The organism is Egicoccus sp. AB-alg2, from assembly GCF_041821065.1.
Taxonomy (GTDB): domain Bacteria; phylum Actinomycetota; class Nitriliruptoria; order Nitriliruptorales; family Nitriliruptoraceae; genus Egicoccus.
In genome coordinates this window covers 22351-36484 of the sequence record NZ_JBGUAX010000018.1, presented here as the reverse complement: position 1 = coordinate 36484, position 14134 = coordinate 22351, and the positions used below count along the sequence as shown (strand labels likewise).

Sequence of the window (14134 nt, the reverse complement as noted above, 5' to 3'; positions counted from 1 at the left end):
ACGCCGTCGACGAACGAGCCGACGGCCCACGCCTCCGGGTAGACGAGCTTGGCGCCGTACACATGGAGGCCCTTGACCGCGTCGCCGAAGCGGCGTTCGGGCCGGTACGCCTCGACCTTGTTGATCTGCTCGGCAAACGACAGCGCCATCGGGTGGCCAGCGATCACCTTGTCGTTGTCGGTGTCCACGCCGTCGGTGCCAGACGGGGCGTTGCGGGACGTCAGCAGGTTGAACCCGGCCGCACGCCCGACCTCGCCGTTGAGCAGCGGGCTGTTGCCGCCGCCGTAGTCGCCGGCGGAGGTGAACCGCTTGTCCAGGGACAGGAGCGACGCGAACCAGGTCGGCAGGACCGCGTAGCGGCCCTCGGACGGCACGCCCGCGTTGTCGAGCTTGAGGGCAAGCCGGTTGAGGTAGAAGTAGGCGTGAGCAGGGTCGGAGATCGACACCGGGTCGACGTCGGTGCCGATCCGGTTGGCGGCGGCAGCGTCGGCGTGGAAGCTCGCGAGGTGGCGGTCGGCCACGTCACGGAGCTGGAACGCGGCGGACTCCATACCGCCGTCCATCACCGACCCGGCAGCCTGGGCCGCGTCGACGTCGTCGACCATGAAGTTGAAGTACTTCTCCTGGTCGATGAGGAGCTGGCGGGCTTCGGTGGACAGTTCCTCGGGCGGGTCGATGTCGTCCCGCTCGTAGTCCTTGATCGTGACCTCGCCGACCTGGTTGATGGTCACGGTGTCGCCGGCCTGCGAGATGGTGCCCTGGTAGTTGCGGTTGGCGACGTTGGGCTGCCCGAAGATGTGGGCGTGCCGGAGCTTGCGGAGCAGCTCCCGGATCCAGAACTCGGGCACGAAGCTCGAGATGTCGCCGGTCTGGGCGGCGAGGTCGAAGCGGGAGCGGACGCCCTTGATGGGGGCGGGCATGAGTGCGACCGCGGCGAAGGCGAGTGCGGCGGCGATGGTCGGGAACCCACCGAGCAGTGCGGTGATGGCCCCGAGGATGAGCGCGAGAAGTGCGAGCACGGTGGGCTCTCCTGGACGGTTCGGGTGTCGGTCGCCGTGTTTCCCGTCCTGGCGTGGACCCCGGTTTTCGCCCGTCGGCGCCCACCGATGCGCTCGGTGTCAGCGTGGTTGCAGGGGCGGGAGTTGAACCCGCAGGGCCGGGGTTATGAGCCCCGGTTGGCTCCGCGCCTCCCTGCTGTGGCCAGTGTCGGCCGGGCTGTGACCCGGCTACTTCACGAGGCCCTTGCGGATCTGCCGCTGAATCTCCTCACGGTTCTTCTCGTACTCGACGTCGTCCAGCTCGGCGATCTCCGCCCGGGTCCAGACCTTGGTCTGCTTGTCCTCACCACGGTGGCCGTCCGATCCGGACGCACCCGTCTTGCCCTTGCCCTCCGCGGGCTTGAACTCGGGCCACTCCTCGAGGGTGTCGTCGACCAGGGCCTCGATCGCGTCCGTGTCGACGTCGCCGTCATCGGTGAGCAGGCTGTCGATGTCATCGAGGTCGGCGAGCCCGACGAACCGGGCGGCGCGGTCCTTGGAGACTCCGGCGGCGATCGCGGCGGCGCGAGCTTCGGCCTTCACCGCGCGAGCAGTGGCGGCCGTGACCTTCTTGTCGGCGTCGTCGCTGCCGTCGTTGTCGGTCTGCTTGCCGGCCTGGCGCTTGGCCTGCCGAAGTTCGCGTTCGTGGCGCTTGCGTTCGCGGGCGATGCGGGCGTCGATGGCCTTGTCGAGGTCGGCCTGAGTGAACGTCTTCTCGCCCTCACCCTCGCCGGAGCCCTCCTCCTCGGACTCCTCACCGTCGCCTTCCTCGGAGCCGTCGCCTTCGTCGTCACCATCTTCGTCGCCGTCGTCCTCGTCGCCGCCCTGGGGGACGAAGTAGCTGCGGCCGGTGTCGGGGTCGGTGATGGTGATGGGCTGGCGGTGGCCAGGACGGCCAGAGGTGAGGTGTCGCACGGTGCAGCTCCTGGTTCGCACGTAGACGGTGCGCCCAGCCTGCGCCCCACTGTGACCCGGCTACGGCTCGATGTCACAACCGGTCGCTACCGTCGATGCACGTGCGAAAGGAGCGCCACATGGGCGCCACAGACGACGCCCTCCGCGAGATGCGGGAGGCGTCCACCCTGAAGGGGAAGTTCCAGGAGATCGTGTCGCCGAGGATGCGGGCCGTGTCCCGAGACGACTACGGCGACAGCTGGCCGCTCACCATCGAGGGGGGCTGGCTGCGGTACGAGCCGGCCGGTCGAGCGATCTTCCGAACGCCCGATGGCGACGAGTACGCGCTGAACGGCATGGCGTCGACCGCGGGCTATGCCGAGATCGAACCGATCTGGCGGTTCAACGATCAACTCAACCGCGAGATCGAAGAGGCGCATCGGAAGTTGTCACCGGACGATGACTACGAGCCGCAGAAGCTTCGCGTGAACATCGGTCCACTCATCCGCGACGCGCTGGCTCTGAAGGACGCCAAGTAGCTAACGGGCTCCGAGCCTTGCCCGCCCTCCCGAGTACGACAGAGACGCTGGCACCCTGGCGACCTGCGCCTTCCGGCGTGCCTCCCACTCGCCCACCTTGTCCCGCGCCAGCCTGCGCTCATCATCGGTGATCGCGACGGCCTCACGACGTCGCCACTCCCGCACCCCACGCTCCAGACGCCGTAGCTCCTGCCTGTCCTGGTCGCCCTGCGGATCCGCCGTGTCGCGCTGGCTCATAGGCCGGGTAACGCCCGGCTGATACAGCGCGATCGTGTGCCGGCAGTTCGGATGCTGCAGCCCCTCGCCGCGGGCCTCGTCCAACGTCCCGTTCACGGTCACCGACACGGTCCCGTCACCACGCAGGTTCTCCGCCCGCACCGCCCCGCGTGTCTGCCCGGTCAAGCTCAGCACCCGGCCTTCCCACGGCCGGCACAAGACGCATTCCTGCGGAGCGTCCGAGACGATCACCAGGTCCTGGCCGAGCTCGACCAGCCGGTCGACGTGCCCCTGGACCACCGCCCTACCGGTGCCGGTGCGCACGGCCATCTCCGTGTAGGACGGGAGATCCCACGATCGGCCAGCGCGGTCCTGGAATCCGGTGACGCCACGGCGGGCGAAGTCCGACAACGTCCGTTGCGCGGCCTGCCGGCGGGTCACCGTGCCGGCCAGCACGTCACCGGAGGCGTTGGCGATCACGTCCCGGTAGACGTCAGGGACCGCACGGAGGATGCGTGTACGGGTCTGCTCGACCAGGCCGACCGTCTCGGCCACAAGGGCGCGGACCTTGGCCATGTCGACCCGGCCGTACGCCAGTTCGCGGGACACGCCGATCGCTTCGAGATCAGACCCAGCGGTCGCGACACCACGGTTGTAGGCGTGTCGGACCGCCTCCTCGGTCGCCTCTCGAGCTTCACCGAGGGCGCGGGCCACCTCGGCCTCCACCTCGGCGCGTAGCTGCTGGATCTCGGTCAGCTTCGACTCCGCCCATCCCGGCTGATCGATACCACGCTCGACCCGGCGGGCGACCTGCTCGAGCATCGTGACCTCGGCGCGGACCATGATGTCGGCGACGCCCTTGGCGAGGTCTTCGGCCATGTGCGGCGAGATCGGCATGCTGAGACCCTACGCCCGCCGCGACGGGCACATCAGGCGGCACCCACAGGTGCCCGTGCACGGAGCTGGTCGTACGTCATCCCAGCACGCGCCCAACACGCTTGGCAGACCGGCGCGCCGGGCCGGGCGCACCGGTGGACGCCGGCGAACATCTGGCCCATGTTGGTGACGTACCGGCGACGGTGGCTCTCGGCATCCACGTCAGTCACCAAACCCGGTCGGGTCCGTCACTGTCACGCCCTCTTCCGCCTGGATGCGGGCCACCTCGTCCTCGAGCGCCTGCCCCTCGAGCTCCGGCTGCACCATCTGCACCCGCGTCCGGATCGACGCTGCCTGAGCGCGGCGCAGCATCTCGACCGTGGTCGCCTGCTCCTGCGGATCATCGACCAGCGAGTCGCCCCACCGGATCGCGGGACGGTCCGGCTCTACCGGCGAGCCGTACACGTCACGGTCCAGCACCAGGAGCACCTCGAGCAGGTCCACGGTCTCGGGGGTCCAGTAGCGTTGCTTGCGGCCGCCGGTCCTGAGCGTCTTTCCCTCACGGATGCGTAGGGCCGACCCGGACTCGGCTCTGCCTTCGATGTGTAGCCCGAAGGACTGGGGCGAGTAGCCGGCGGTCGAGACGATCCGTTCGACGAGCGCGAACGCGGTGTCGGCGTGGTCTTTGGTGCGGATGGCGAACTGGATCTGCTCGATCATCGGCTTGCCGTCGACGGTGGGTTCCATGTCGAGGCCGGTGAAGACCTCTTGGTCGATGTCGAGCGTGGCCCCTTTGCCGCGGCCCTTCGGGGTCAGCGCGTCCTGGGACACGACCACACGGGCCTGACCGAGCCGGAGGTCACGCATCCACGACGACCACGTCTCGTCGAGGGCGTCCATCAGGCTGTAGGTGCCGTCGTAGTCGGACCGGCCGTGCAGCGTGTGCCGGTGACGGCGGTTCGGGCGGACGTTGGGGACGTAACGGACGGTCAGCTCGTTGCGGAGCGAGTCGGGCAGCTCGACGGTGAGGATCTTCGTCGACTCGTCGTAGGTGCGGTCGTCGCCGTCCAGGAGCGCCTCGGTGTGCGGATGCGCGGACATGGCCTCGCGCTTGCCGAGGGTGTCACGTTCGCCGACGTAGAGGCCGTGGAGGATGACACCAGGTTCGTGACGTTCGAGGTGCCGCCATACCTTGCCGTTTTCGTCGAGGAGGACGGTCCAGAACGTCACGGTGGAGAGGCGGCCCCACCGCCACTCAGGGAACGCAGCATCGGCATGGACGACGGTCAACGTGGGCATCGGGAGCCGGTCGCGGTCGTCCCACACGGCCCGGATGTAGACGCCGCCGAGGGCCGAGCAGACCTCGGCAGCTTCGATCAGTGAGGTGAGGATCCCGCCTTCGTCGACGAGGACGTCGAGGCGGTCCTGCGTCACGGACGCGGCACGGTTGCCGCCGTCCGCAGCGCCAGGGATCGGAAACCGGAGCTGCTCGGAGAACAGCAGATCAGCGGAGGTGGACGCGATGTCTGCGGCAATGGGGACATGGATTTGGGTGCGGTTGGGGGCCCGGTCGGCAGCACGGCGTGGCCAGAACCGGACCTTGCCGGGTGCACCTCCGGCGAAGCCGGGGAGGTGGGAGGACGTGCCGGTCCCGGTGGTGCCGTAGAAGTTGCGGAGCCGATCAACGTCACCTGAGAACCAGGCGTCGGCTTCCTGCATGTCACGCAGGATGGGCTTCATTGCCTTGGGGGGCCACGGGGCCTTGGGGTCTTCGGGAAGCGGCATCAGCGAACCAGCCCGTCGTCTTCGGCGTCACGCCCGGACGCCAGCCACCCGTCGGCGGTCAGCTCCACGACCGGATCGGCGACGGGGCGGAACCGTGGCGGTGGCGCGGCGAGGCCGGCCTGGACGAGGGTCTTGCCGGCCAGCGCTTCAATGGCGAGGCGGCGGAGCGCGCGGGTGGTGGTCATGGGACGAGTCTCGACCCGCCTGTGACCCGACTATCGTCCGAGGATGGACGGCTCTACGCCCCAACCGGGCTTCACGGTGAAGCTGCAGAGGGCCCATTTCCTGCTTTCAGAGCTTCGCGAGGCCATGAACGGCTTCTTCCGTGAGAGGCCGTACACCCTTGAAGCCGCGGAGGCACCCAACGGGGATCTTGTGACACGCGTCCGAGTGTCGGCCGAACCACCCTTGGAGTGGAGCGCCCTCGCGGGTGACATCGTGCACAACCTTCGCAGCGCCTTGGACCATGTCGCCTGGGCACTCGTCGCCGAAGAAGGTCAGCCCGACGAGTGGACTTGCTTCCCCATCACCGATAAAGAGCGAAGCTTCGGCGACCGCGCACGCAAAGCTCTGAGGGGCGCCCCGGAGGCCAGACAGATGGTTCGTGGCCTTAGTCCCTGGCGGGACGGCAACGAGGACCTTTGGCTGCTCCACCGGCTCAACATCGTGGACAAGCACCGGCTGCTGCTTGTGGTTGGGTCAGCCAGTACAGGCATCGGCCTTCGGATGACCTTCAGAGGGTTCGAGGAGGGTGACAGCCCCATCACGATGGATCCGATCGTCCTGCAGCCCAAGAACATCGAGGTTCCGGTGCTTGACGAAGCAGTGGTTTTTCGCGTGCTAGCCGAAGCGCGCAAACAGCCTGCCGACTCTCACTTCAGGACAGACCACGATGTGCGATTCGACATCGTATTTGGACTCGACACGCCGGCTCCTGCCGCGCCCGTCGGCCCCCTGCTCGAGCGCCTCCTCGACGCCACGGAGAAGGCGATCCAACACCTCATGCCGAGGCTATAGCGATCAGCTATCGAGCCAGCGGCGCCAGACCCGCCGCAGCATCCGCACCCCGTAACGCAGGGCGTCGGGGCCGTGGTCGTCCTGCTTCAGCGGCGCGTCTTCGCCGCGGTCTTGTGCCTTGGGGTCCCAGCTGTAGCCGGCCATCTCGTCGAGCAGTCCCGAGCAGGACCGGTGGATCGTCAGCCGCCTCGCCGCGAGCAGCGATGAGGTTTCGCGGATGCCGTCCTCGACGGTGTTGTCGGCGGGGGTGACGCCTGACCAGCCGTCGCGGTACAGCTGCCGGATGAAGCTGGCTGCGGACGGGTCAACGAACACCTTGCTGACGTCGGGCGGCATGGCCAGGCCGTCGGCGCCGCCGTCGACCCACGACTGCAGCTTCGTCGCGTACTCCCCGTCGGTGAGCTGACGGCGCTGCGCCCTCGAATCCCACCGCCACTCCCGCGCGACCACCAGGCCGTCCGTGTGTTCGCCGATCAGGAGGGCGACGAACGGGTTGGTGGTGCCGTAGTCGACGGTCAGCCACCAGTCGTGAACGTCGGGCAGCTGGTCGACGACGTGGGAGCTGTCGCCGTCGAGGTCGAGCATGTCGTAGATCGCGCCCTCGGCGGCAACCCATTCGCCCAAGATGAACCGCCGGTACCACAGCCCGACGAACTCGCGCTCGAGGCTGGCGATGTACGCGGCAGGGAGGTGGGGGTTGTCGTGGAGGGTGAACCGGAAGCGGGCGAGGTCGAGCAGCTCGGCGCCGTCACCACCGAGGATCTGGCCGTCACGGTCGATCGTCACCGTCGCACGGTTGAGGTAGTCCTTCAGCAGCCAGTGCCGCGGGTTGTCCGGGTTGGTGGTCCCGAACAGCCGTGCCCCGTCGATCGATAGGCGGGTGAGCAGCATCGACCAGAACGACTCAGGGACCGTGGACACCTCGTCGACGTAGGCGCCGACGAGGGTGAGGCCGCGGATCTTCTCCTGGGCCCGTTCGTCGTTGGCTCCGGCGATGTAGATCCGTCGGCCGCAGACCCAGAGTTCACCGGCGCCGCGGACGAACCGGACACGTTTGCGGCCGAGCATGTCTTGCATCGGGTGGACGACGTTGCGTTCGAGGGTGCGTTCGGTGCGGCCGGCCATCAGGAGGTTGCCGGGCGGTGCGGTGCGGATGAAGCGGAGCCAGGCGAGGATGGATCCGATGGTTTTGCCGGAGCGGACGGAGCCTTCCCAGATGTTGAGGCGTGCCGTGGCATGCTGGACGGACGCGAGTTGCTTCCCAACAAGGGGGGCGACGCTCACGGGAGGAGCCTGCCATGCCAGAGGTCGGCGAGACGTGTGTGAAGTGCGACACAGTGGTGCGGTCGCGAATCGTGAGTTTGGGCTCGTCGCTTGATAGCGGCTTCGAGGAGACTGCCGTCACTCTGGTGTGCCGGTGTGATGACCTCGAAGGGCCGCGGACGGCGGCGGACCGGGTGTAGGCGACGAGTCACGGTGAAGCCCCCGTGACGTGGTCGAGCCAGCGATCAACATCCGCCGAGTCGTCATCCCCACGCTCGTCATACTTCAAGATGTCAACCTCAGCCCGCACCAGCTGCGCCACCGCAGCCGCGTACTGCCGCAACGCATCACTCGTCGGCTCATCGAACCGCCGCTCGTTGTAATCGTTGTCCTTCCCCCCGAAGCTGAACGCCGTGTGCGGCTCCCCCATCCGATCAATGATCCTGTCGATCCGGCCATGCAACTTCGCCAGACGCTCCGCCCGCGCCTCCGCCCCATACGCACGCCGCGTCTCCTGCGCCCTCACCACGCGCGCAAGGTTGGACTGATCCACGGCCACCCCGGCGGCTCGGGCGATGCGTCCGACGGTTTGTTGGGAGCGGCCGGTTTCGCGGGCGACCTGGCCGTAGCTCTTGCCTTGCTGGACGAGCTCGAGGATGCGTTGACGTTCGTTGTCGGTCAGTGGGACTCCGCGCTTGCCCACACGTCAGCCTGCTTGTCGGCGTAGACGCCGAGCGGTGAGAGCGACGTGGACGCGGTGGCGGACCGCCTGAGTCGCCCCCCAGACCGTGAGGACGGCCGCGGTTACGAGGGCGAGGACCAGGAGGACACCGGCACACCACGCCAACAGGTCGAGGGTGAAGGTCGCGCCGTCAAGGGCACGCTGCAACGCACGTGAGATCATGCCGGCGAGTGTCGTGCCGCACGTGACCCGGACTGCTCTTGGTTTCGAGACAGGCCGGTGCCATGCCTTCGCGGTGGACCAGGCCGTCCGCCTGACTGACCGTGCCTGGTGTTCACGCCGGACAACCGCTCACGCCGCTGCGCGAGGAGCTGGTGCGTGGGTGCTCGCGTTGTCGGCGTCAGGATGCGACACTGGCCGCGCCTGCGTCCGGCGTTCGCTTCGTGCGTGCATCGGCGGAACGACGTTGCCAGGCAGCACCCCAGCTCCCATCGGTGGTCATAAGCGTGCGCGCACGCGGACCACGTCCGTAGGAGCCACCTCGCGCTCACGCGCAGCGCCCCCACCTCGAGGGGCGACAGGGCTTGTGCTGCCTATGGGGCGGCACGTAATCGAAGGACTGGACAATGCAGGCAGAAGAGTTGATCAGGCTGGTGCTGGCGGAGTTGCGGCAGCTACGCCGCGCACAGGAAGACCAAACGGTCGCTGTAGGAGGATTGGCTCGAATCCTGAAAGACTTGCAGGCCGAACTCGGCCGTGAGAGGTAGCCGGGAACGGGCATTATCGCGCCTAGGCTGGTGGCGGGGAAAGGGGAAGGCGATGTCGACGCATCTGTTGCGCGCCTACGTGGACGAAACCGGCGACCGGGGGATGAAACCCTCTTCGTCGGAGTACTTCGCCTTCGCTGCGGTCCTGTGCCGGGATGCGAACACGACGGTTCTCGGCGAAGCCCTGGCGGATCTCGTCCGCGAAGCGGGCAAGCCACCCGGTAGCGTCCTCCATTGGTCGAAGAATATGAAGGACCACGCCTTACGCACCTACGCTGCGCAGATTCTGTCCGGCCTGCCGATCCGTTTGCTCTTCGTGGTTGTGCCGAAGCGAGCGATCCAACCCAACACCCATCTCGCCCGCTCAACCGTGGGCTATTACAACTTCGCCGCCCGCCTGGTGCTCGAACGCGTGGGCTACTTCACCGCTTCCCGGCAGCGCATTGAACAGAAGACGGACCCGGCAGCAATCTGCCGGACCAAGGTGACGTTCGCCCGCGTCAAGGGATTCCGGCCCCGATTGCTGCAGGACTATGTCGGCCTGCTCCGAACCAGGCAGGGCAACGAGGCGTGGAGCAACGGGCTGACTACCAAGGTCGCCGTGGCGGGGCAGGCGGAATCCCCGCTACTCCAGTGGGCCGACATCGCGGCTGGTGCATTCGACGCCGCCGTCAAACTGGACAGGTACGGCAACCATGAGCCGGCCTACTTGATGCGCCTGGGACGCCTCATCGATTGCAGCGGCGATGGGCGAATCCTCGGCTACGGCATCAAGTCGCTCGGAGGCGAGGACTACTTGCAGGCCATGCCTTGGTGGACCGCCGACTGGTGGAAGGGTTGAAGCCGGCAGGGAAAGGCGGGTCACAATCAAGCCACCTGCGGGGCGGCCGGCTCAGTTGCCCGAGCGTGCGGACCCCCGCCCTTCCCTACCGGCTTCCGGTCTGCTAACGAGGCTAGCGACCGGGCTGGGAATGTCAACGATGCGATGCCGGCATGTACACCGTCCCGGCCGATAACCGTCACTACTCGCTGCGTGGCCTGTCGAGCCACTCGTCGAGCGACCCCGGGTCCGACTGCTCCCGCTCCCCGAACGGCACGTAGGGCTTCCCAGCCTGCGCGTCCATCTGATCCTGAATCGCCCGCACCATCCCCTTCTGCGCCGTCGCCGCCACATTCGCCAACTGCGCCAGCAACACCGCCGCATCCACACGCGACCGCGGTGACCCGTCCTCCAACGCCCGCTGTGTCTGCTTCGACAGCCGCCGGACCGTCACTGCCAGCTCCTTCTCGCGGCGGCGCAGCTTCGCCTCCTCCGGATGGGGCGGCAGATCAGTCGGGATGTCGTTCGGGTTCATGCGGGCCTCCTCGCACGCAGATCAGCGATGTAGCGGGCATTCGCCCTCGTGCACCGGGCGCAGGCGCAGCCCTGATGCTTGTAGCCGTTCCTGGTTCCGTGCCGGACGTCCCCCGCCGACAGCCGACACGCACGGTCGCCCCGGCCACCACAGCCGCACGGCGTGCGGAGTTTCGGGACGACACGGTGGGCGAACGCCTCTGCCGACGGCCGGTCCCACGCCTCCGACTGCACCAGCACCGCGACCATCCGGCCTACCGGGTCGTCCGGCACATCGAGCTCGAGCTGCACCGCGGCGCTCACGGCACGTCCAGACGGTCGAACCGGGCGTGCGGCATCGACGTCAGGTGCCACGACCCGCACCCGCACCGGTAGATCCGGCCCTCCTGACGCCACCCGTAACCGTCTTCTGCAGCGGTCTGGCAGGACCGCTTCGCGGCCTTGGCTTCGTGCTTGGTCGCGTAGCCGATCTTCGAGCACGACATCGGTCACGCCTTCCGCCGGTCAGGGCCGTCGACGACGACCAGGTCCGTCATCTCGTGCAGCCGAGACACCGCCCGCTCCCCCAGATGCTCACCGAACTGGTCGAGGGTCAGGTTCGACGTCGCGACCAGCAGCATCCGGCGCGAATACACCGCCTCGAGCAGGCCGTTCAGCTCCCCGACACGCCAGTCGGTCGCCTGCTCCGCCCCGATGTCGTCGAGCACCAACAGCCGGCGACGCAGGATCCGCTCACCGACCGGGATCCGGTCACGCTGGCCGATGTCGCCCTGCATCGCCCGAATCAGATCCGGGGTCGGCCAGAACTGGGCGAACTGCGGGGCACCCATCTCGACCGCCAACGCCCCAGCGATCAGCGACTTCCCGCGTCCGGGTAGACCGAGGATCAGCAACCCGGAATCATGGTCCGGCTGCTCGCGGACCCGGTCGAGCCACACGCGGGCGGTCTTGACCGCGCCGGTCTGCTCGAGGTCGTCGAGGCGGGCGTGGTAGCGGGGCGGCACCCGCGGCGGAGCGCCGAGCGTTGGGACGGCTTCCGTCGGCGGTGGCGGTGCGGGCCGGCGTGGAGCCCGTGCCGCGGCCTGGCGGAGCCGGGCGACGAGCTGCTGCGGGTCGCCGAGTTCGGCGCCGATCGGGGTCGGTTCGCTCACGATGTTGCCTCTCTGCCGTGCCAGCCGGCGCGGTAGTCGACGTCGCCGTCGGGCGGGCGGGGCGGACCCTTCGGCCGTCCGCTGCCGGGCCGGTCTTCGGTGGCGCGGCGGAGCCAGTTGCGCCAGGTGGCCTGCCAGTCGACCTTGCGGCCGTCCTTGCCCGGCTTGGCCTGCCAGTAGTCGCGGAACTTGCGGTACTCGCCGCGTGCGGCCTCGATGCCGCCGACCGCAGCGATCAGGTCCGGTTCGTCGGCCGGGCGCCAGTCGTCAGGCAATCGAGTGCCGCGGGGGGACCGAGCCGAAGGCGAGGGGGGTTCCTGTTCCGAAGGAACAGGGGGTACGGGTACGGGGTTACGAACATCGGGCGAACGTTCAGCACCTGTTCGCGAAGTGTTCGGGCGAACATCTTTCGAACGGTTGGTCTTGGTTCCCTTGCGGTTCGCCCGCAGCTCACGCATTCGTTCGCGCGCCTCCGCCCGCTCCTTCTCCTGGTCCGCAGCCGTCGGCTGGTAGTCGTGCACGTCGTGGATCGTCCAGCCGCCACGGCCGTCGTCGCGGACCCAACGCCCCACCGCCACCAGGCGGGCCGCATGCTTCTTCGGCTGCTTCAGGCACGGCAGCGCGGCCGGAAGCATGTCGTCCGAGATGAACCCGTCCGTGCCAAACCGGTTCGAGTACGCGATCCCCGCCACGTCCAGCGCGAACGCCTCCGCACCGGCGGCCATCACCTTCGGGTGATGCGGCATCGCGTCGTCAAGCTTGACCCAGGCCATCTGTTCCCTCGTCGAGTAGGTGTCGGCCGGCACGGTCGGCCGTCGGTGTCGATCGGCTACGCGGCAGTTGCGGAATGCCAGCGATGTGATTCCGGATCGGCTGCAAAGAGAGCCGCCCGCAGGCGGCAACAGGTACGTGGACGAGATCACGCGGCCTCACCCTCGTCGGCGGCCGTCAGTTGCCGAACCGTCAGCAGCCACCGGTGACGCGTGAGAGCCGGCTGCGGCTGTGCGATCCGGCACGTCACCGCGCGGACGTGCCGTGCGTCGTCCTCGATGAGTACACCCGCGTCGCGCAGCCCGTCGATGCACGGCTTCAACACGCCGGCGATGTTGTCCACGTCGCGGCGGCGGCGGTCGGCCGGGATCATGACCAGCTCGATCTCGACCAGGTCGAGCGCGGGGATGCCGTCGGCGGCGGCGATCCATGCGACGGCGTCACGCCAGGAGCGGACTTTGCGGGCGCGTTCGTGGTGGTGGCCGCGGGAGTTGGCGTTCCAGACCGGCATGTCCGGGATCTCGAGCGTGTAGGACCGCATCAAGACGTCACCGCCGCGGTCTCGTGCCGCCAGTGGCGCCGCTCGATCTCGTTGCCTGCACCGTCAACGACGACGATCTCGATCGGGAGCCACGGCCCCTCGAACGTGTGGTGCTCGACGACGTACTGACGGTGCTGGGTCAGGTACAGGTCCGTGTCGTGCTGCGCGTCCGCCAGGGCCGCCTTCACCGCGGCACGCAACGTTGCGTAGGAATGCCGTCGGAGCGTCCCCTTGCCGATGAGCTCAACCCGGTAGGGACGCCGCTTCTTCGTCCGGGCGGTCATGCATCACCTCGGATCTCGACGAGCACCGCCGCCACCTCGTCGGCATGCCGATCCAGCACCATCCGCTGCGCCTTCCGTCGCTCACGATCACGACGGCGCTTCGCGCTGGCGCTGGCATCACTCAAGGCGGCGCGTGAGGCGACTTCGACCCCGCCGGGCAGCATCTCCCCCGACTTGGGTGCGTGAGCGCCACAGGCGGCCACACGACCGAGCGTCTTCCCAGCGCGGGACACGACGACGACGTGGACATGGCCGAACTTTCCGCCACAGCGCCAGCAGCCGTCGAGCTGCGGCCCGCAGACGGCGCAGGAGCGGGGTCCGAGACGGTCAGCCATTGGCGGCCACCCCCTCGGGGATCCGCCAGATCTGCTGACGGCCACGCATCGGGATTGGCTCGTCGAGCGCCTGCACGTCCTCCATGAGCCACGCGAACCGACCTGGCTCGTAGATGCCGTATGCCCGCTCGTCATCGATGCGGGCGAGGACCGGCGCTCCCGGCCGCCACAGTCCGAGGTACGGCGCGGCCACCTCGACGTAGGCACCTGTCTGGTGCTCGGCGCCGACGACGTCCACCATCGGCAGGACGTCGACCAGGTCTACGCGGGCGACGATCGCGCCGAGAGGACCGGGGTCGATCTCGCCGTCATCGGCGACCAGCCCCGACGCATGCCACGCGTTCCATGCCGTCTCGTTGGCTGCGACGACGAGCATGTCATCCAGGGTCGGGTACCGCTTGGCGGCGTGGATCCAGAGCGGCCCTCGGTAGCTGGTCGACCAGCCACGGGTCTCAATCCGCTTCACGCGTAGGGCGATGAGCGATGCCCACGGCTGCCATAGGGACAGGACGCGGTCGCCGGACTTCGGCAGCACCAGATCAGCCATGCCAGACCTCCACCCACTCGCCGGCACGACGCCGGAAGAACCGCGTCACCCCGACGTCGTCGATCGTCGACACCA

At 68.3% G+C, this 14134-nt stretch carries 19 protein-coding genes and 1 tRNA gene; 4 read left to right on the top strand and 16 right to left on the bottom strand.

The features are described from left to right. The 3 genes from ACERM0_RS22255 to ACERM0_RS22245 form a co-directional block, all read right to left on the bottom strand. Window positions 1-1019, bottom strand: a 1019-nt coding sequence (locus tag ACERM0_RS22255) for a hypothetical protein (protein ID WP_373680796.1), incomplete at its 3' end; no start/stop codon positions are given. 105 nt (window positions 1020-1124) lie between these two features. Then, window positions 1125-1196 (bottom strand) — tRNA-OTHER (locus ACERM0_RS22250). Window positions 1197-1226: 30 nt separating this feature from the next. Continuing rightward, complete coding sequence (locus ACERM0_RS22245; RefSeq protein ID WP_373669579.1) at window positions 1227-1952, bottom strand: hypothetical protein; 726 nt, start codon at window positions 1950-1952, stop codon at window positions 1227-1229. 119 nt (window positions 1953-2071) lie between these two features. Between ACERM0_RS22245 and ACERM0_RS22240 the strand changes: the two genes are divergently transcribed. Further along, window positions 2072-2470 carry a hypothetical protein gene (locus ACERM0_RS22240; protein WP_373669580.1) on the top strand — a complete coding sequence of 133 codons (399 nt, stop codon included), beginning with the start codon at window positions 2072-2074 and terminating at the stop codon, window positions 2468-2470. Here the strand turns inward: ACERM0_RS22240 and ACERM0_RS22235 are convergent, their stop codons facing one another. The 3 genes from ACERM0_RS22235 to ACERM0_RS22225 all read right to left on the bottom strand — a co-directional run bounded on the left by ACERM0_RS22235 (window position 2471) and on the right by ACERM0_RS22225 (window position 5532). Continuing rightward, on the bottom strand, window positions 2471-3583 hold the full coding sequence (locus tag ACERM0_RS22235; protein ID WP_373669581.1) for a phage minor capsid protein: 1113 nt from the start codon (window positions 3581-3583) through the stop codon (window positions 2471-2473). Window positions 3584-3784: 201 nt separating this feature from the next. Continuing rightward, window positions 3785-5281: a capsid protein gene (locus ACERM0_RS22230; RefSeq protein WP_373680795.1), complete on the bottom strand. Its 1497-nt coding sequence runs from the start codon at window positions 5279-5281 to the stop codon at window positions 3785-3787. A 65-nt stretch (window positions 5282-5346) separates the two neighbouring features. Beyond that, the gene (locus ACERM0_RS22225; protein WP_373669583.1) at window positions 5347-5532 is read right to left on the bottom strand and encodes a hypothetical protein; all 186 of its coding nucleotides are present in this window, start codon (window positions 5530-5532) and stop codon (window positions 5347-5349) included. A 43-nt stretch (window positions 5533-5575) separates the two neighbouring features. On the opposite strand from ACERM0_RS22225, the gene ACERM0_RS22220 reads away from it, so the two are divergent. Beyond that, window positions 5576-6364, top strand: a complete 789-nt coding sequence (locus ACERM0_RS22220) for a hypothetical protein (RefSeq protein ID WP_373680794.1) — start codon at window positions 5576-5578, stop codon at window positions 6362-6364. 3 nt (window positions 6365-6367) lie between these two features. Here the strand turns inward: ACERM0_RS22220 and ACERM0_RS22215 are convergent, their stop codons facing one another. Both ACERM0_RS22215 and ACERM0_RS22210 read right to left on the bottom strand, forming a co-directional pair. Continuing rightward, window positions 6368-7648 carry a PBSX family phage terminase large subunit gene (locus ACERM0_RS22215; protein ID WP_373669585.1) on the bottom strand — a complete coding sequence of 427 codons (1281 nt, stop codon included), beginning with the start codon at window positions 7646-7648 and terminating at the stop codon, window positions 6368-6370. A gap of 187 nt (window positions 7649-7835) precedes the next feature. Then, window positions 7836-8330, bottom strand: a complete 495-nt coding sequence (locus ACERM0_RS22210; protein ID WP_373669586.1) for a helix-turn-helix domain-containing protein — start codon at window positions 8328-8330, stop codon at window positions 7836-7838. A gap of 54 nt (window positions 8331-8384) precedes the next feature. Between ACERM0_RS22210 and ACERM0_RS22205 the strand changes: the two genes are divergently transcribed. Together ACERM0_RS22205 and ACERM0_RS22200 are read left to right on the top strand one after the other, a co-directional pair. Then, complete coding sequence (locus ACERM0_RS22205) at window positions 8385-8525, top strand: hypothetical protein (protein ID WP_373669587.1); 141 nt, start codon at window positions 8385-8387, stop codon at window positions 8523-8525. A gap of 603 nt (window positions 8526-9128) precedes the next feature. After that, on the top strand, window positions 9129-9917 hold the full coding sequence (locus ACERM0_RS22200) for a DUF3800 domain-containing protein (protein WP_373669588.1): 789 nt from the start codon (window positions 9129-9131) through the stop codon (window positions 9915-9917). A gap of 181 nt (window positions 9918-10098) precedes the next feature. Here the strand turns inward: ACERM0_RS22200 and ACERM0_RS22195 are convergent, their stop codons facing one another. From ACERM0_RS22195 to ACERM0_RS22160, 8 genes are all read right to left on the bottom strand, one after another. Then, a complete protein-coding gene (locus ACERM0_RS22195; RefSeq protein ID WP_373669589.1) occupies window positions 10099-10431 on the bottom strand; it encodes a hypothetical protein in 333 nt (110 codons plus the stop codon). 298 nt (window positions 10432-10729) lie between these two features. Then, entirely contained in the window at window positions 10730-10915 is a 186-nt protein-coding gene (locus ACERM0_RS22190) for a hypothetical protein (protein ID WP_373669590.1), read from the bottom strand. Window positions 10916-10918: 3 nt separating this feature from the next. Then, a complete protein-coding gene (locus tag ACERM0_RS22185; protein ID WP_373669591.1) occupies window positions 10919-11581 on the bottom strand; it encodes an ATP-binding protein in 663 nt (220 codons plus the stop codon). Next, a complete protein-coding gene (locus ACERM0_RS22180; protein WP_373669592.1) occupies window positions 11578-12354 on the bottom strand; it encodes a hypothetical protein in 777 nt (258 codons plus the stop codon). The genes ACERM0_RS22185 and ACERM0_RS22180 overlap by 4 nt, the downstream gene beginning before the upstream one ends. Window positions 12355-12500: 146 nt before the next feature. Then, window positions 12501-12893, bottom strand: coding sequence for a hypothetical protein (locus ACERM0_RS22175; RefSeq protein ID WP_373669593.1), 393 nt, complete (start codon window positions 12891-12893; stop codon window positions 12501-12503). Continuing rightward, window positions 12893-13177 (bottom strand): hypothetical protein, encoded by a 285-nt coding sequence (locus ACERM0_RS22170; RefSeq protein ID WP_373669594.1) that lies wholly within the window; start codon window positions 13175-13177, stop codon window positions 12893-12895. The genes ACERM0_RS22175 and ACERM0_RS22170 overlap by 1 nt, the downstream gene beginning before the upstream one ends. After that, window positions 13174-13512, bottom strand: a complete 339-nt coding sequence (locus ACERM0_RS22165) for a hypothetical protein (protein WP_373680793.1) — start codon at window positions 13510-13512, stop codon at window positions 13174-13176. Before ACERM0_RS22165 ends, ACERM0_RS22170 begins: the two co-directional genes overlap by 4 nt. Beyond that, entirely contained in the window at window positions 13505-14059 is a 555-nt protein-coding gene (locus ACERM0_RS22160; RefSeq protein WP_373669596.1) for a hypothetical protein, read from the bottom strand. The genes ACERM0_RS22165 and ACERM0_RS22160 overlap by 8 nt, the downstream gene beginning before the upstream one ends. Between the last annotated feature and the right edge of the window lie 75 nt (window positions 14060-14134).